The sequence below is a fragment of the Enterobacter sp. EGD-HP1 genome, from assembly GCF_000733275.2.
Classification (GTDB): Bacteria; Pseudomonadota; Gammaproteobacteria; order Enterobacterales; family Enterobacteriaceae; genus Enterobacter.
The window spans coordinates 10,517-26,084 of record NZ_AVOP01000019.1; the positions used below are offsets into that span (position 1 = coordinate 10,517).

The 15,568-nt window shown below is 50.4% G+C and carries 31 protein-coding genes; 1 reads left to right on the plus strand and 30 read right to left on the minus strand.

The genetic code is table 11. The features are described from left to right. Positions 1 to 107 precede the first annotated feature (107 nt). The 28 genes from rplQ to rpsJ all read right to left on the minus strand — a co-directional run bounded on the left by rplQ (position 108) and on the right by rpsJ (position 13,761). Entirely contained in the window at positions 108 to 491 is a 384-nt protein-coding gene (gene rplQ / locus N037_RS13355) for a 50S ribosomal protein L17 (protein ID WP_001216368.1), read from the minus strand. 40 nt (positions 492 to 531) lie between these two features. Then, the gene (locus N037_RS13360) at positions 532 to 1,521 is read right to left on the minus strand and encodes a DNA-directed RNA polymerase subunit alpha (RefSeq protein WP_002919219.1); all 990 of its coding nucleotides are present in this window, start codon (positions 1,519 to 1,521) and stop codon (positions 532 to 534) included. Between the two features lie 25 nt (positions 1,522 to 1,546). Then, on the minus strand, positions 1,547 to 2,167 hold the full coding sequence (gene rpsD, locus N037_RS13365) for a 30S ribosomal protein S4 (RefSeq protein WP_004868345.1): 621 nt from the start codon (positions 2,165 to 2,167) through the stop codon (positions 1,547 to 1,549). Positions 2,168 to 2,200: 33 nt separating this feature from the next. Then, positions 2,201 to 2,590: a 30S ribosomal protein S11 gene (gene rpsK, locus N037_RS13370; RefSeq protein WP_003863312.1), complete on the minus strand. Its 390-nt coding sequence runs from the start codon at positions 2,588 to 2,590 to the stop codon at positions 2,201 to 2,203. 16 nt (positions 2,591 to 2,606) lie between these two features. Then, a complete protein-coding gene (rpsM, locus tag N037_RS13375; protein ID WP_003863308.1) occupies positions 2,607 to 2,963 on the minus strand; it encodes a 30S ribosomal protein S13 in 357 nt (118 codons plus the stop codon). A 146-nt stretch (positions 2,964 to 3,109) separates the two neighbouring features. After that, positions 3,110 to 3,226, minus strand: a complete 117-nt coding sequence (gene rpmJ, locus N037_RS24060) for a 50S ribosomal protein L36 (RefSeq protein ID WP_000868187.1) — start codon at positions 3,224 to 3,226, stop codon at positions 3,110 to 3,112. 31 nt (positions 3,227 to 3,257) lie between these two features. After that, positions 3,258 to 4,589, minus strand: a complete 1,332-nt coding sequence (gene secY, locus N037_RS13380) for a preprotein translocase subunit SecY (RefSeq protein WP_003863305.1) — start codon at positions 4,587 to 4,589, stop codon at positions 3,258 to 3,260. Positions 4,590 to 4,596: 7 nt separating this feature from the next. Next, positions 4,597 to 5,031, minus strand: coding sequence for a 50S ribosomal protein L15 (gene rplO / locus N037_RS13385; protein ID WP_003863304.1), 435 nt, complete (start codon positions 5,029 to 5,031; stop codon positions 4,597 to 4,599). Between the two features lie 3 nt (positions 5,032 to 5,034). Then, positions 5,035 to 5,214, minus strand: a complete 180-nt coding sequence (gene rpmD, locus N037_RS13390; RefSeq protein ID WP_003863301.1) for a 50S ribosomal protein L30 — start codon at positions 5,212 to 5,214, stop codon at positions 5,035 to 5,037. Between the two features lie 6 nt (positions 5,215 to 5,220). Beyond that, positions 5,221 to 5,721, minus strand: coding sequence for a 30S ribosomal protein S5 (gene rpsE, locus N037_RS13395; RefSeq protein ID WP_003863299.1), 501 nt, complete (start codon positions 5,719 to 5,721; stop codon positions 5,221 to 5,223). 14 nt (positions 5,722 to 5,735) lie between these two features. After that, positions 5,736 to 6,089 (minus strand): 50S ribosomal protein L18, encoded by a 354-nt coding sequence (rplR, locus tag N037_RS13400; RefSeq protein ID WP_003863297.1) that lies wholly within the window; start codon positions 6,087 to 6,089, stop codon positions 5,736 to 5,738. Between the two features lie 9 nt (positions 6,090 to 6,098). Continuing rightward, positions 6,099 to 6,632, minus strand: coding sequence for a 50S ribosomal protein L6 (rplF, locus tag N037_RS13405; protein ID WP_003863296.1), 534 nt, complete (start codon positions 6,630 to 6,632; stop codon positions 6,099 to 6,101). A 12-nt stretch (positions 6,633 to 6,644) separates the two neighbouring features. Further along, positions 6,645 to 7,037 carry a 30S ribosomal protein S8 gene (rpsH, locus tag N037_RS13410; RefSeq protein ID WP_006178918.1) on the minus strand — a complete coding sequence of 131 codons (393 nt, stop codon included), beginning with the start codon at positions 7,035 to 7,037 and terminating at the stop codon, positions 6,645 to 6,647. A gap of 30 nt (positions 7,038 to 7,067) precedes the next feature. Further along, a complete protein-coding gene (rpsN, locus tag N037_RS13415; protein ID WP_003863291.1) occupies positions 7,068 to 7,373 on the minus strand; it encodes a 30S ribosomal protein S14 in 306 nt (101 codons plus the stop codon). 14 nt (positions 7,374 to 7,387) lie between these two features. Further along, entirely contained in the window at positions 7,388 to 7,927 is a 540-nt protein-coding gene (gene rplE, locus N037_RS13420) for a 50S ribosomal protein L5 (RefSeq protein WP_001096206.1), read from the minus strand. A 14-nt stretch (positions 7,928 to 7,941) separates the two neighbouring features. Further along, positions 7,942 to 8,256, minus strand: coding sequence for a 50S ribosomal protein L24 (gene rplX / locus N037_RS13425; RefSeq protein ID WP_003863287.1), 315 nt, complete (start codon positions 8,254 to 8,256; stop codon positions 7,942 to 7,944). A 10-nt stretch (positions 8,257 to 8,266) separates the two neighbouring features. Beyond that, positions 8,267 to 8,638 (minus strand): 50S ribosomal protein L14, encoded by a 372-nt coding sequence (gene rplN / locus N037_RS13430; protein WP_002919748.1) that lies wholly within the window; start codon positions 8,636 to 8,638, stop codon positions 8,267 to 8,269. 166 nt (positions 8,639 to 8,804) lie between these two features. Beyond that, positions 8,805 to 9,059 (minus strand): 30S ribosomal protein S17, encoded by a 255-nt coding sequence (rpsQ, locus tag N037_RS13435; RefSeq protein WP_008503489.1) that lies wholly within the window; start codon positions 9,057 to 9,059, stop codon positions 8,805 to 8,807. Further along, on the minus strand, positions 9,059 to 9,250 hold the full coding sequence (gene rpmC, locus N037_RS13440) for a 50S ribosomal protein L29 (protein WP_003863282.1): 192 nt from the start codon (positions 9,248 to 9,250) through the stop codon (positions 9,059 to 9,061). Before rpmC ends, rpsQ begins: the two co-directional genes overlap by 1 nt. Further along, complete coding sequence (rplP, locus tag N037_RS13445) at positions 9,250 to 9,660, minus strand: 50S ribosomal protein L16 (RefSeq protein ID WP_002919759.1); 411 nt, start codon at positions 9,658 to 9,660, stop codon at positions 9,250 to 9,252. The genes rpmC and rplP overlap by 1 nt, the downstream gene beginning before the upstream one ends. 12 nt (positions 9,661 to 9,672) lie before the next feature. Beyond that, positions 9,673 to 10,374 (minus strand): 30S ribosomal protein S3, encoded by a 702-nt coding sequence (gene rpsC, locus N037_RS13450; protein WP_000529945.1) that lies wholly within the window; start codon positions 10,372 to 10,374, stop codon positions 9,673 to 9,675. A gap of 17 nt (positions 10,375 to 10,391) precedes the next feature. After that, complete coding sequence (gene rplV, locus N037_RS13455; protein WP_002919773.1) at positions 10,392 to 10,724, minus strand: 50S ribosomal protein L22; 333 nt, start codon at positions 10,722 to 10,724, stop codon at positions 10,392 to 10,394. A 14-nt stretch (positions 10,725 to 10,738) separates the two neighbouring features. Beyond that, the gene (gene rpsS / locus N037_RS13460) at positions 10,739 to 11,017 is read right to left on the minus strand and encodes a 30S ribosomal protein S19 (RefSeq protein WP_001138117.1); all 279 of its coding nucleotides are present in this window, start codon (positions 11,015 to 11,017) and stop codon (positions 10,739 to 10,741) included. Between the two features lie 16 nt (positions 11,018 to 11,033). Beyond that, the gene (rplB, locus tag N037_RS13465) at positions 11,034 to 11,855 is read right to left on the minus strand and encodes a 50S ribosomal protein L2 (protein WP_000301859.1); all 822 of its coding nucleotides are present in this window, start codon (positions 11,853 to 11,855) and stop codon (positions 11,034 to 11,036) included. Between the two features lie 17 nt (positions 11,856 to 11,872). Then, positions 11,873 to 12,175 (minus strand): 50S ribosomal protein L23, encoded by a 303-nt coding sequence (gene rplW, locus N037_RS13470; RefSeq protein WP_000617546.1) that lies wholly within the window; start codon positions 12,173 to 12,175, stop codon positions 11,873 to 11,875. Beyond that, positions 12,172 to 12,777 carry a 50S ribosomal protein L4 gene (gene rplD / locus N037_RS13475; RefSeq protein ID WP_000424395.1) on the minus strand — a complete coding sequence of 202 codons (606 nt, stop codon included), beginning with the start codon at positions 12,775 to 12,777 and terminating at the stop codon, positions 12,172 to 12,174. Before rplD ends, rplW begins: the two co-directional genes overlap by 4 nt. A gap of 10 nt (positions 12,778 to 12,787) precedes the next feature. Then, positions 12,788 to 13,417: a 50S ribosomal protein L3 gene (gene rplC, locus N037_RS13480; RefSeq protein WP_006178923.1), complete on the minus strand. Its 630-nt coding sequence runs from the start codon at positions 13,415 to 13,417 to the stop codon at positions 12,788 to 12,790. Positions 13,418 to 13,449: 32 nt separating this feature from the next. Beyond that, on the minus strand, positions 13,450 to 13,761 hold the full coding sequence (rpsJ, locus tag N037_RS13485; RefSeq protein WP_001181005.1) for a 30S ribosomal protein S10: 312 nt from the start codon (positions 13,759 to 13,761) through the stop codon (positions 13,450 to 13,452). A 380-nt stretch (positions 13,762 to 14,141) separates the two neighbouring features. Here rpsJ and N037_RS13490 point away from each other — a divergent pair, with 380 nt between their 5' ends. Beyond that, positions 14,142 to 14,615, plus strand: coding sequence for a prepilin peptidase (locus N037_RS13490; protein WP_032641533.1), 474 nt, complete (start codon positions 14,142 to 14,144; stop codon positions 14,613 to 14,615). Here the strand turns inward: N037_RS13490 and bfr are convergent. Together bfr and bfd are read right to left on the minus strand one after the other, a co-directional pair. Continuing rightward, entirely contained in the window at positions 14,599 to 15,075 is a 477-nt protein-coding gene (bfr, locus tag N037_RS13495) for a bacterioferritin (RefSeq protein ID WP_008503492.1), read from the minus strand. The two genes, N037_RS13490 and bfr, sit on opposite strands and share 17 nt — an antisense overlap. Before the next feature lie 72 nt (positions 15,076 to 15,147). Further along, on the minus strand, positions 15,148 to 15,342 hold the full coding sequence (gene bfd / locus N037_RS13500) for a bacterioferritin-associated ferredoxin (RefSeq protein ID WP_003863268.1): 195 nt from the start codon (positions 15,340 to 15,342) through the stop codon (positions 15,148 to 15,150). Between the last annotated feature and the right edge of the window lie 226 nt (positions 15,343 to 15,568).

A 15,568-nucleotide genomic window follows, 5' to 3' on the forward strand; every position in this document is an offset into this window, starting at 1 on the left:
TACCGGCTCCTGGGGATGAACAGAATTGATACAGGCATTGTAGAGAAGTGGGGATATCGCGGATATAAAAAAACCCGCCGGAGCGGGTTTTTTTACGTTACTGCAGATTACTCTGCAGCAGCTTCTGCTTTCTCTGAACGATCAACCAGCTCGATGTAAGCCATCGGCGCGTTGTCGCCTGCACGGAAACCACACTTCAGAATGCGAGTGTAACCACCGGCACGGCTCGCGAAACGCGGGCCCAGTTCGTTAAACAGTTTTGCCACGATCTCGTTATCACGAGTACGGGCGAATGCCAGACGACGATTAGCAACGCTGTCAGTCTTGGCAAGAGTAATCAGCGGCTCAACTACGCGACGCAGCTCTTTCGCTTTAGGCAGGGTCGTCTTGATGATCTCATGACGAACCAGTGAACCTGCCATGTTGCGGAACATAGCCTGGCGATGGCTGCTGTTGCGGTTCAGTTGACGACCACTCTTACGATGGCGCATGACCTTATCCTTCTCAGTAAAACCTTAACCTGTGATCCGGTTACTCGTCAGCAATGCTTGCCGGTGGCCAGTTTTCCAGGCGCATGCCCAGAGACAGACCACGTGAAGCCAGCACGTCTTTAATCTCAGTAAGAGATTTTTTACCCAGGTTCGGCGTTTTCAGCAACTCAACCTCGGTACGCTGTACCAGATCACCGATATAGTGGATAGCTTCTGCCTTGAGGCAGTTAGCAGAGCGGACAGTCAATTCGAGATCGTCAACAGGGCGCAGCAGGATCGGATCGAATTCTGGTTTCTCTTCTTTCACTTCCGGCTGACGTACATCACGTAAGTCAACGAAAGCTTCCAGTTGTTCTGCCAGGATGGTTGCCGCACGACGAATCGCCTCTTCAGGATCGATTGTGCCATTGGTTTCCATTTCGATGACCAGCTTGTCCAGGTCGGTACGCTGTTCTACACGCGCTGCTTCAACATTGTAGGCAATACGCTCTACAGGGCTGTAGCATGCGTCGACCAGCAGACGGCCGATTGGGCGCTCATCTTCTTCCGAATGAATTCGGGCAGAAGCCGGCACATAACCACGACCGCGCTGAACTTTGATACGCATGCTAATCGCTGCGTTCTCATCGGTCAGGTGGCAGATCACGTGCTGCGGCTTGACGATTTCAACATCACCGTCGTGGGTGATGTCGGCTGCAGTCACAGGGCCAATGCCAGATTTATTCAGAGTAAGAATAACTTCATCTTTACCCTGAACTCTCACCGCCAGCCCTTTCAGGTTGAGCAGGATTTCAAGGATATCTTCCTGAACGCCTTCTTTGGTGCTGTACTCATGAAGTACACCATCAATCTCAACCTCGGTCACCGCGCAACCCGGCATCGATGAGAGCAGAATACGGCGCAGTGCGTTACCCAGAGTATGGCCAAAGCCACGCTCTAAAGGCTCAAGGGTCACCTTGGCGTGCGTCGAACTCACTTGCTCGATATCTACCAGGCGCGGTTTTAGAAACTCTGTCACAGAACCCTGCATTGTGTCCTCTCTTTGGTACTAAGCTTTACTTGGAGTAAAGCTCGACGATCAGGTGTTCGTTAATGTCCGCAGACAGATCAGAACGTTCTGGCTGACGCTTGAACGTACCTTCCATCTTGCCAGCATCAACTTCCAGCCAGGTTGGCTTTTCACGCTGCTCAGCCAGCTCCAGAGCGGCCTTCACGCGAGATTGCTTTTTCGCTTTCTCACGAATGCTAACAACGTCATTCGCTTTAACCTGATAAGAAGCGATGTTAACAACACGACCGTTTACCATGATTGCTTTGTGGCTAACCAGCTGACGTGATTCAGCACGAGTAGCGCCGAAGCCCATACGGTATACAACGTTGTCCAGACGACCTTCCAGCAGGGCCAGCAGGTTTTCACCTGTGTTGCCTTTCAGACGTGCTGCTTCTTTATAGTAGTTACGGAACTGACGCTCCAGCACACCGTACATACGGCGAACTTTTTGCTTTTCACGCAACTGCACACCATAGTCAGACAGACGCGGTTTACGCGCACCGTGCTGGCCAGGAGCTTGTTCAATTTTACACTTGGTATCGATCGCGCGAACGCCAGACTTAAGGAATAAGTCGGTGCCCTCACGACGGCTCAGCTTGAGCTTAGGACCCAAATATCTTGCCATTTTCTATCTCCAACTAACCTAAAAAACGGAGCGTTATACGCGACGTTTTTTCGGCGGACGACAACCGTTATGAGGGATCGGAGTCACATCAGTAATATTCGTGATGCGGAAACCAGCGGCGTTCAGAGCGCGAACAGTAGATTCACGACCCGGACCCGGACCTTTAACCATAACTTCCAGATTCTTGATGCCGTATTCTTTTACGGCTTCTGCGCAACGCTCTGCTGCAACCTGAGCTGCGAACGGAGTGGATTTGCGAGAACCACGGAAACCGGAACCACCGGCTGTTGCCCAACCCAATGCGTTACCCTGACGATCAGTAATAGTAACGATGGTGTTGTTGAAAGAAGCATGGATATGAGCCACGCCGTCAGAGACTTGTTTTCTTACACGTTTACGTGCACGAACTGGTGCCTTTGCCATTATTCAATCACCCCGATTATTTCTTGATCGGTTTGCGCGGACCCTTACGGGTACGTGCGTTGGTCTTAGTACGCTGACCGCGCACTGGCAGACCACGACGATGACGCAAACCGCGATAGCAACCAAGATCCATCAGGCGCTTGATGCTCATGCTGATTTCACGGCGCAGATCACCTTCAACGACAAATTTGGCAACTTCGTCACGCAGCGTGTCGATTTGTTCTTCAGACAGCTCACTGATCTTAACATCTTCAGCGATACCCGCTGCAGCCAGAATGGCTTTAGAACGGGTCTTGCCGACGCCGTAGATCGAAGTTAATGCGATCACAGCATGTTTCTGATCAGGAATGTTAATGCCTGCTATACGGGCCACTATGCACTCCTACTATTTAATATGTACGCACCATGCTGAAAAGCCCGTTTTCAGGATACTCAAATGGAAACGTACAGACATACAAAAGATTGGCTGGCTAATCTAGCCAGCTCAACCCAACTTTGCAAGAAAAATATGCGAAATAATCAGCCTTGGCGCTGTTTATGCTTCGGCTCGGCACTGCAAATCACACGGATGACACCATCACGCTTAACGATTTTGCAGTTACGGCATAATTTCTTGACGGAAGCACGAACTTTCATTTTTACTCTCCGTAACTTCTCAGGCGACCATTTAGCGGCCGTAGCCTTTCAGGTTCGCCTTCTTCAATGCAGACTCGTACTGACTGGACATCATCAGAGTTTGCACTTGAGCCATAAAGTCCATAATCACGACAACAACGATAAGCAGTGAGGTCCCACCAAAGTAGAACGGTACTTTCATTGCATCACGCATGAACTCCGGGATCAGGCAGATAAAAGTAATATAAAGCGCACCAACCAAAGTCAGGCGAGTCATTACTTTATCGATATACTTCGCCGTTTGCTCTCCCGGACGAATTCCTGGTACAAATGCACCGGACTTCTTCAGGTTATCTGCTGTTTCACGCGGGTTGAAGACCAACGCCGTGTAGAAGAAACAGAAGAAGATGATCGCAGACGCATAGAGTAACACATAAAGTGGTTGCCCAGGCTGCAAATACAGCGAAATTGTTGTCAGCCAGTTCCAACCAGTACCGCCCCCGAACCATGACGCGATGGTTGCCGGGAACAGAATAATACTGGAAGCGAAGATAGCCGGGATAACCCCCGCCATGTTCACTTTCAGCGGTAAATGTGTGCTCTGTGCAGCATAGACACGACGACCCTGCTGACGTTTAGCGTAGTTCACCACAATGCGGCGTTGACCACGTTCAACGAAGACAACAAAGAACGTCACTGCAAATACTAATACTGCAACCAACAGCAACAGGAGGAAGTGCAGGTCGCCTTGACGCGCTTGCTCGATAGTATGGGCGATGGCTGGCGGGAGGCCCGCAACAATACCGGCGAAGATAATGATTGAGATACCGTTACCGATACCACGCTCAGTAATCTGTTCGCCGAGCCACATCAGGAACATCGTCCCTGTGACCAGACTTACAACAGCGGTGAAGTAGAATGCAAAGCCCGGGTTTAACACCAGGCCCTGCATACCAGGCATATTCGGCAGACCGGTAGCAATACCGATCGACTGGAATATTGCCAGCACCAGAGTACCGTAACGGGTGTACTGACTAATCTTACGACGTCCAGACTCCCCTTCTTTCTTCAACTCTGCCAGGGCCGGATGAACGACCGTCAGCAGCTGGATAATAATAGATGCCGAAATGTACGGCATAATACCCAATGCGAAGATAGAAGCACGGCTGAGAGCACCACCAGAGAACATGTTGAACATTTCAATGATGGTGCCTCGCTGTTGCTCAAGCAGTTTGGCAAGTACAGCGGCATCGATACCAGGGATCGGAATAAAAGAGCCAATACGGAACACAATCAGCGCGCCGATAACAAACAGCAGTCTGCGTTTCAGCTCGCCAAATCCACCTTTGGCACTTTGAAAATCTAATCCCGGTTGCTTAGCCATCTGCTACTTATTCCTCAATTTTACCGCCAGCAGCTTCGATAGCAGCACGAGCACCTTTAGTAACACGCAGGCCACGAACAGTTACCGGAGTAGAAACTTCACCAGCCAGGATCACTTTCGCGAACTCGATCTGGATACCGATAATGTTTGCTGCTTTCAGCGTGTTCAGGTCTACAACGCCGCCTTCAACTTTCGCCAGGTCAGACAGACGGATTTCCGCTGTGATCGCTGCTTTGCGAGAGGTGAAGCCGAACTTCGGCAGACGACGGTACAGTGGCATCTGGCCACCCTCGAAACCGCGACGTACGCCACCGCCAGAACGAGAGTTCTGACCTTTGTGACCACGACCACCGGTTTTGCCGAGGCCAGAACCGATACCACGACCCAGGCGTTTACCCGCCTTTTTAGAGCCTTCGGCCGGAGACAGAGTATTTAAACGCATCTCTTACTCCTCAACTTTAACCATGAAGTAAACCGCGTTGACCATACCACGAACAGCAGGAGTATCCTCGCGCTCAACGGTATGACCAATACGACGCAGACCCAGGCCAAGCAGCGTTGCCTTGTGTTTCGGCAGACGACCGATTGCACTGCGGGTTTGAGTGATTTTAATAGTCTTTGCCATGGTCAATTACCCCAGAATTTCTTCAACGGATTTACCACGCTTGGCAGCGACCATTTCTGGAGAATTCATATTTTCCAGGCCATCAATAGTTGCACGAACCACGTTGATCGGGTTGGTGGAACCATATGCTTTGGCCAGAACGTTATGAACCCCAGCAACTTCCAGAACGGCGCGCATTGCACCACCGGCGATGATACCGGTACCTTCTGAAGCTGGCTGCATGAATACACGAGAACCCGTGTGAACACCTTTAACTGGGTGCTGCAGGGTGCCGTTGTTCAGCGCGACGTTAATCATATTGCGACGGGCTTTTTCCATCGCTTTCTGGATCGCTGCTGGAACTTCACGCGCTTTACCGTAACCAAAACCAACGCGACCGTTACCATCGCCTACAACAGTCAGAGCTGTGAAGGAGAAAATACGACCACCTTTAACGGTTTTAGATACGCGGTTTACCGCGATCAGCTTTTCCTGCAGTTCGCCAGCCTGTTTTTCGATGTGAGCCATCTTACACCTCTACCTTAGAACTGAAGGCCAGCTTCACGGGCAGCATCTGCCAGTGCCTGGACACGACCATGATATTGGAACCCGGAACGGTCAAAGGAAACATTGCTGATGCCTTTTTCCAGAGCGCGTTCAGCAACAGCTTTACCTACAGCTGCAGCGGCGTCTTTGTTACCGGTGTACTTCAATTGTTCTGAGATAGCTTTTTCTACAGTAGAAGCAGCTACCAGAACTTCAGAACCGTTCGGTGCAATTACCTGTGCGTAAATATGACGCGGGGTACGATGTACCACCAGGCGAGTTGCACCCAGCTCTTTGAGCTTGCGGCGTGCGCGGGTCGCACGACGGATACGAGCAGATTTCTTATCCATAGTGTTACCTTACTTCTTCTTAGCCTCTTTGGTACGCACGACTTCGTCGGCGTAACGAACACCCTTGCCTTTATAAGGCTCAGGACGACGGTAGGCGCGCAGATCTGCTGCAACCTGACCGATCAGCTGTTTATCAGCGCCTTTCAGCACGATTTCAGTTTGAGTCGGACATTCTGCAGTGATACCGGCCGGCAGCGGATGCTCAACAGGGTGTGAGAAGCCCAGAGACAGGCCTACTGCATTCCCTTTGATAGCTGCACGATAACCTACACCAACCAGCTGAAGCTTTTTAGTGAAGCCTTCGGTAACACCAACAACCATTGAGTTCAGCAGGGCACGCGCGGTACCAGCCTGAGCCCATCCATCCACGAAACCATCACGTGGACCGAAGGTCAGAGCGTTATCTGCATGTTTAACTTCAACAGCTTTGTTGAGGGTACGAGTCAGCTCGCCGTTTTTACCTTTGATCGTAATAACCTGACCGTCGATTTTTACATCAACGCCGGCAGGAATAACGACCGGTGCTTTAGCAACACGAGACATTCTTTCCTCCGATTAGGCTACGTAGCAGATAATTTCGCCACCAAGACCAGCCTGGCGCGCTGCACGATCAGTCATAACACCTTTAGAGGTAGAAACAACTGCGATACCAAGACCAGCCATAACTTTTGGCAGCTCATCTTTTTTCTTATAGATGCGCAGGCCTGGGCGGCTGACACGCTGAATGCTTTCTACAACAGCTTTACCCTGGAAATACTTGAGAGTAAGTTCCAGTTCCGGCTTGGTGTCGCCTTCAACTTTAAAATCTTCGATAAAACCTTCTTCCTTCAGCACGTTGGCAATTGCCACTTTCAGCTTGGCGGAAGGCATGGTGACCGCAACTTTGTTCGCGGCCTGACCGTTACGGATACGGGTCAGCATATCCGCGATCGGATCTTGCATGCTCATCTGTCTTTACTCCCGTGATTCAATTGGTAATTACCAGCTAGCCTTTTTCAAGCCTGGCACTTCACCGCGCATGGCGGCTTCACGCAGTTTGATACGGCTCAACCCAAACTTGCCCACATAACCATGTGGACGACCTGTTTGACGACAGCGGTTACGCTGACGAGACGGGCTGGAATCACGCGGCAGAGACTGCAGCTTGAGAACCGCATTCCAACGATCTTCGTCGGAAGCGTTCACATCAGAAATGATCGCTTTCAGTTCAGCGCGTTTAGCGAAGAATTTATCAGCTAAAGCTACGCGCTTTACTTCGCGTGCTTTCATTGATTGCTTAGCCATTCAGTAACCCTACCTTACTTGCGGAACGGGAAGTCAAAGGCAGCCAGCAGAGCACGGCCTTCTTCGTCAGATTTCGCAGTAGTGGTAATGGTAATATCCAAACCACGCACGCGGTCGACTTTATCGTAGTCGATTTCTGGGAAGATGATCTGCTCACGGACACCCATGCTGTAGTTACCACGACCGTCGAAAGACTTAGCGGACAAGCCACGGAAGTCACGGATACGTGGAACAGCAATAGTGATCAGGCGCTCAAAGAACTCCCACATGCGTTCGCCACGCAGAGTTACTTTACAGCCGATCGGATAGCCCTGACGGATTTTGAAGCCTGCAACAGATTTGCGTGCTTTGGTGATCAGCGGTTTTTGACCGGAGATTGCTGTCAGGTCAGCTGCTGCGTTATCCAGCAGTTTCTTGTCAGCGATCGCTTCACCAACACCCATGTTCAGGGTGATCTTCTCGACCCGAGGGACTTGCATGACAGAATTGTAGTTAAACTCAGTCATGAGTTTGTTAACTACTTCGTCTTTGTAGTAATCATGCAGTTTCGCCATCGTACTACTCCAAATTACTTGATAGTTTCGCTGTTAGACTTGAAGAAACGGACTTTTTTGCCGTCTTCGAATCTAAAGCCTACACGGTCAGCCTTGCCGGTAGCCGCATTGAAGATTGCAACGTTAGAAACCTGAATAGCAGCTTCTTTTTCAACGATGCCACCTGGTTGGTTCAGGGCCGGAACCGGCTTCTGATGTTTCTTAACCAGGTTGATACCTTCAACGACAAGTTTGCCGGAAGACAGAACATTTTTTACTTTACCGCGTTTACCTTTATCTTTACCGGTTAACACGATAACTTCGTCATCACGACGGATTTTCGCTGCCATGATTCGCTCCTTAGAGTACTTCTGGTGCCAGAGAGATAATTTTCATGAACTTCTCAGTACGAAGTTCACGAGTTACCGGCCCAAAGATACGCGTGCCGATAGGCTGCTCGCTGTTATTGTTTAAAATAACGCATGCATTACCATCGAAGCGAATGACAGAACCGTCAGGGCGACGAACACCCTTCTTGGTGCGCACCACTACCGCCTTCAGCACATCACCTTTTTTGACCTTACCACGTGGAATTGCTTCCTTGATGGTGATCTTGATGATGTCGCCTACGCCTGCGTAGCGACGGTGCGAGCCACCCAGAACCTTGATACACATTACGCGACGTGCACCGGAGTTGTCGGCGACGTTCAGCATAGTCTGTTCTTGGATCATTTTAGTGCTCCGCTAATGTCAACTACTACCTGAGACTCTAAAATCAGAGCCGTTAAAAAGCCCCATATCGAGGGCGCGGCATTATAACACCGCTTCTGCAATATGGGTAGAAAAAATAAACGGCTCATCGCTGAGCCGTTTATTCGTATTGAGAAGGCGTACTGTATTACAGAACCGCTTTCTCTACAACGCGAACCAGCGTCCAGGACTTAGTCTTGGACAGTGGACGGCATTCACGGATTTCAACCTTGTCGCCGATACCACATTCGTTGTTCTCGTCATGTACGTGCAGTTTGGTCGTACGCTTGATGAATTTACCGTAGATCGGGTGTTTCACAATACGTTCGATAGCTACAACAATGGATTTCTCCATTTTGTCGCTAACAACACGACCTTGCAGAGTACGGATTTTATCGGTCATTACGCACCCGCCTTCTGAGTCAGTAAAGTCTTAACGCGTGCAACATTGCGACGCACTTGCTTCAGCAGGTGAGTCTGTTGCAGCTGGCCACTTGCAGCCTGCATACGCAGGTTGAACTGCTCACGCAGCAGGTTCAGCAGCTCAGCGTTCAGCTCTTCAACGCTTTTTTCACGCAGCTCTTTTGCTTTCATTACATCACCGTCTTAGTTACAAAGGTGGTTTTGATAGGCAGTTTCGCTGCTGCCAGGCCGAAGGCTTCACGGGCCAGCTCTTCCGGAACACCGTCCATTTCATAAAGGACTTTGCCCGGTTGGATCAAGGCAACCCAGTACTCCACGTTACCTTTACCTTTACCCATACGAACTTCCAGCGGCTTCTCGGTGATCGGTTTGTCCGGGAATACACGGATCCAGATCTTACCTTGACGCTTAACTGCACGGGTCATTGCACGACGTGCTGCTTCGATCTGACGTGCAGTCAGACGACCACGGCCAACAGCTTTCAGACCGAAAGTGCCGAAGCTAACATCCGTACCCTGCGCCAGACCACGGTTGCGGCCTTTGTGCACTTTACGGAATTTTGTACGCTTTGGTTGTAACATCAGCGACGCTCCTTATTTACGGCCTTTACGCTGCTGCTTTTTAGGTTGAGCAGCCGGTTTTTCCGGTTGTTCAACAGCAGCCATACCACCCAGGATCTCACCTTTGAAGATCCATACCTTAACGCCGATTACACCGTAAGTGGTGTGCGCTTCAGAGGTGTTGTAGTCGATGTCAGCACGCAGAGTGTGCAGCGGTACGCGACCTTCACGGTACCATTCGGTACGTGCGATTTCCGCGCCGCCCAGACGGCCGCTAACTTCAACTTTAATACCTTTAGCGCCCAGACGCATTGCGTTCTGTACAGCACGCTTCATAGCACGACGGAACATAACACGACGTTCCAGCTGTGAAGTGATGCTGTCAGCAACCAATTTAGCGTCCAGTTCAGGCTTACGAACTTCAGCGATATTGATCTGTGCAGGAACGCCAGCGATATCCGCTACGACCTTGCGCAGTTTTTCTACGTCTTCGCCTTTCTTACCGATAACGATGCCAGGGCGAGCAGTGTGAATAGTCACACGGATGCTCTTCGCTGGACGCTCGATAACGATACGAGATACAGACGCTTTAGCCAGTTCCTTAGTCAGGTACTGACGTACTTTAAAATCGCTGTCCAGGTTGTCAGCGAATTCTTTGGTGTTCGCAAACCAGGTAGAGTTCCATGGTTTTACAATACCCAGGCGAATACCATTAGGATGTACTTTCTGACCCATTGCTAGTCTCCAGAGTCTCAGCGATCGGACACAACCACAGTAATGTGGCTGGTGCGCTTCAGGATGCGATCTGCACGACCTTTCGCACGCGGCATAATGCGCTTCATGCTTGGGCCTTCATCTACGAAAATTTTCGCGACTTTCAGATCGTCGATGTCAGCGCCATCGTTGTGTTCAGCGTTAGCAATGGCAGATTCCAGTACTTTCTTGACCAATACCGCAGCTTTCTTGTTGGTATAGGTCAGGATGTCCAGGGCCTGCGACACTTTCTTACCGCGAATCAGGTCAGCAACAAGGCGAACCTTCTGAGCAGAAGAACGAGCATGGCGATGTTGAGCTAAAGTTTCCATCTCTTCCTCCTACCTTATTTCTTCTTCGCTTTTTTATCAGCAGCGTGGCCGCGATAAGTACGAGTCGGTGCGAATTCACCCAGTTTGTGACCAACCATTTCGTCGGTAACAAAGACTGGAACGTGCTGACGACCATTATGGACAGCGATGGTCAAACCGATCATGTTAGGAAAGATCGTTGAACGACGGGACCAAGTGCGCAGGGGCTTCTTGTCTCCGCTTTCCACCGCTTTCTCTACCTTCTTCAGCAAGTGCAGGTCAATAAAAGGACCTTTCTTGAGAGAACGTGGCATGGCTTATCCTCTAAAATTATTTGCTACGGCGACGTACGATAAATTTATCAGTACGCTTGTTGCTGCGGGTCTTCTTACCTTTGGTCTGAACGCCCCACGGAGTTACCGGGTGCTTACCAAAGTTACGACCTTCACCACCACCATGTGGGTGATCGACTGGGTTCATCGCAGTACCGCGAACGGTAGGACGAACACCACGCCAGCGTGCAGCACCTGCTTTACCCAGAACGCGCAGCATATGCTCAGCATTGCCAACTTCGCCCAGAGTAGCGCGGCAGTCTGCTTCGACTTTACGCATTTCACCAGAACGCAGACGCAGGGTGACATAAGCACCGTCACGCGCAACGATCTGAACGTAAGTACCAGCGGAACGTGCCAGCTGACCGCCTTTACCTGGTTTCATTTCTACGTTATGAACGGTAGAACCAACCGGGATATTGCGCATCGGCAGGGTGTTGCCTGCTTTGATTGCAGCATCAACGCCAGACTGAATCTGGTCGCCAGCTTTCAGGCCTTTAGGGGCCAGGATGTAACGGCGTTCGCCGTCTTTGTACAGAACCAGCGCGATGTTCGCGGAACGGTTCGGATCGTACTCAAGACGTTCAACAACTGCTGGGATACCGTCTTTGTTGCGTTTGAAGTCAACAATACGATAAGCCTGCTTGTGGCCACCACCGATGTGACGAGTGGTGATACGGCCATTGTTGTTACGACCACCGGATTTGCTGTTTTTTTCCAGCAACGGAGCAAAAGGTTTGCCCTTGTGCAGCTCAGGGTTAACCACTTTAACTACGTGGCGACGACCCGGAGATGTCGGTTTACATTTAACAACTGCCATTGTATTACTCCTCCGACTTACTCAGCGCCGCCAACGAAGTCCAGATTCTGGCCTTCTTTCAGGGTGACGTAAGCTTTTTTCCAGTCGCTACGACGACCGATACGCTGTCCGTGACGTTTAACTTTCCCTTTAACTACCAGGGTGTTAACGACTTCGACTTCGACTTCAAACAGTTTCTGCACAGCAGCTTTGATCTCTGCTTTGGTCGCGTCTTTAGCAACTTTGAGAACGATGGTGTTTGTTTTTTCCATCGCAGTAGACGCTTTTTCAGAAACGTGCGGTGCGCGAAGCACCTTCAGCAGACGTTCTTCACGAATCATGCCAGCATCTCCTCAACTTGCTTAACAGCATCAGCAGTCATTACGACTTTGTCGAAGGCGATCAGGCTAACCGGGTCGATACCAGTCGCATCGCGTACGTCAACCTTGTGCAGGTTACGTGCGGCCAGGAACAGGTTCTCGTCCAGCTCACCGGTGATGATCAGCACATCTTCCAGAGCCATGTCTTTCAGTTTCTGTGCCAGCAGCTTAGTTTTAGGCGCTTCAACAGAGAACTTCTCGACAACGATCAGACGATCCTGACGTACCAGTTCGGACAGGATGCTTTTCAGCGCGCCGCGGTACATCTTTTTGTTAACTTTTTGACTGTGGTCCTGTGGACGCGCAGCGAAGGTCACGCCACCTGAACGCCAGATCGGGCTCTTGATAGAACCTGAACGCGCACGGCCGGTACCTTTCTGGCGCCATGGCTTTTTGCCAGAACCAGTTACTTCAGCACGAGTCTTCTGAGCACGAGTACCCTGACGAGCACCAGCTGCATAAGCAACAACAACCTGGTGAACCAGCGCTTCGTTGAAATCACGACCGAAGGTAGTTTCGGAAACAGTCAGCGCGCTCTGCGCGTCTTTCAATACTAATTCCATTGCTATCCCCTTACGCCTTCACAGCTGGTTTAACGATCAGGTCGCTACCGGTTGCACCCGGAACTGCACCTTTAACCAGCAGCAGGTTGCGCTCAGCGTCAACACGTACTACGTCCAGGCTCTGAACGGTTACACGTTCGTTACCCAGCTGACCTGCCATTTTCTTGCCTTTGAACACTTTGCCCGGAGTCTGGTTCTGACCGATAGAACCCGGAACGCGGTGAGACAAGGAGTTACCGTGGGTAGCGTCCTGGGTACGGAAGTTCCAGCGCTTAACGGTACCAGCAAAACCTTTACCTTTAGAGGTACCGGTTACGTCAACTTTTTTAACGTCAGCAAACAGCTCAACGCTAATGTCCTGACCTACGGTGAACTCTTCGCCTTCAGCAAGACGGAATTCCCACAGACCACGGCCAGCTTCTACGCCAGCTTTAGCGAAGTGACCCGCTTCTGGTTTGGTTACACGGTTAGCTTTTTTAGCACCAGTGGTCACCTGAACAGCGCGGTAGCCATCGTTAGCCAGATCTTTAACCTGGGTAACGCGGTTTGCTTCAACTTCGATTACGGTTACTGGGATTGAAACGCCATCTTCAGTGAAGATGCGGGTCATGCCCACTTTTTTACCGACTAAACCAATCATTGTATCAACCTCTCAATCGCTCGATGACCTGATTAACCCAGGCTGATCTGCACGTCTACACCGGCAGCCAGATCCAGACGCATCAGAGCATCAACGGTTTTCTCAGTTGGCTCAACGATGTCAACCAGACGCTTGTGAGTGCGGATTTCGTACTGATCGCGCGCGTCTTTGTTAACGTGCGGGGAGATCAGAACGGTGAAGCGCTCTTTGCGGGTCGGCAGCGGGATCGGACCACGGACTTGCGCACCAGTGCGCTTAGCAGTCTCGACGATTTCCGCGGTTGATTGATCGATCAGACGATGATCAAACGCTTTAAGGCGGATACGGATTCTTTGGTTCTGCATGAGACCAGAGCTCCAATTATTTTATAAACGAAAATGATTACTCCTCAAACCCATTACGATTGATGGGAGAGTGTAACCGTTCTTACGTAGCTCCCCAATTGGGAGCATTGTTGAGTAACAAAATGAGCTACTCTGGTTCTGATTGAACCCGCCGTCAATTACGACAAGCCCGCGCATTATACGTAAATCTGGGCAAGACGCAAGTGCCGTTTAGAAATTAAGCGCCAAAGGGGCTGGATGCGTAAGAGCGCGCAACATTTTATGCAATGTATCCTGCGTCGATTCTTTCTTTCGAGTCGCTACGCATCTACGTTTTTTGTGCATTGCCGGCCAGGCCGATTATAGCGAGTATGCGCTCAAATCCGTTTGAGGCCATTTCCATGCTAACCACCCTGCCCTTTCTGCTGATCTATCTTTCACTGACTGCCTTACTTGTACATGACGATATTCGCTACGGTCTGCTTCCCGATAAATTTCTCTGCCCGCTACTATGGGCGGGACTGCTCTTTCAGCTCTGTATCCAACCTGATTTTCTGCCGAGTGCGGTTGCGGGTGCGATGATTGGATATATTGGCTTTGCCGTTATTTACTGGGGATATCGGTTTATCTGCCGGCGTGAAGGGATGGGATATGGCGATATAAAATACCTGGCGGCGCTTGGTGCATGGCATGGCTGGTGCGTACTGCCTACGCTGACGTTACTCGCGGCGCTGATGGCGCTTCTTTGCATTCTTGTTTTTTCGTTAATCCGCCCTGATAAAGGGGCATTAAAAAACCCGCTGCCTTTTGGGCCATTTCTGGCAGCAGCGGGTTTATGCGTAGGTTGGAAGACGGTGGTTACTCTTCCACTTTAATCTGCGACTGAAGGTAGTTCTGCAGGCCGATTTTAGCAATCAGGTCCAGCTCCGTTTCCAGCCAGTCAATGTGGCCTTCTTCATCGGCCAGGATCTGGATCATCATATCGCGACTGACGTAGTCATGTACGCTGTCTGCGTAGGCTATGGCTTCACGGAGATCTTTGGCGCCTTCAAGTTCCAGCCTGAGGTCGGAACGCAGCATCTCTTCGACATCTTCTCCGATGCCCAGCTTTCCGAGATCCTGCAGGTTTGGAATGCCTTCAAGGAATAAAATACGCTCGATATATTTATCGGCGTGCTTCATTTCATCGATCGATTCATGGTACTCAACGTCGTTCAGACGTTTAAGCCCCCAGTTTTTGAACATTCTTGCATGGAGAAAGTACTGATTGATTGCGACAAGCTCATTTCCCAATAATTTATTGAGATAACTTATGATTTTAACATCACCTTTCATTATATAGTCCCTCCGCTTCCACTCATTGAAGCGTAGATCGGGCTACAGGGATGTCAAAAAAAAGATAGGCGCTTACGCGATCTCTTTGAATTCCGGGATCTGCATCAATTCGTCCTGCATAATCTCACGCGCTGCGCGAACGCATTTACCGCATTGATTTCCCACCGGAACAAACTTGCGAAGCTGCTGGAAAGACTGTGGCTGAAACTGGCGAACGGCCTGACGTATTTTCTTGTCGCTTACACCATTACATAAACAAACGTACATAGAGACTCCCGTTCAAATTATGCGCAAAGTGTAAGTGAGAATGGTTATGATTACAATACCACAAGCGCCACAATACGGGGCGGGAGCAGGCAAAAAATGCGAAATTTTGTGACAAGGCCTGAACGGCAGAAAACAAAAAAGGACGCCGAAGCGTCCTTTTTTTTATTCGGGGATAATTAATTAGCCCAGAACTTTAGCAACAACGCCCGCGCCAACGGTACGGCCG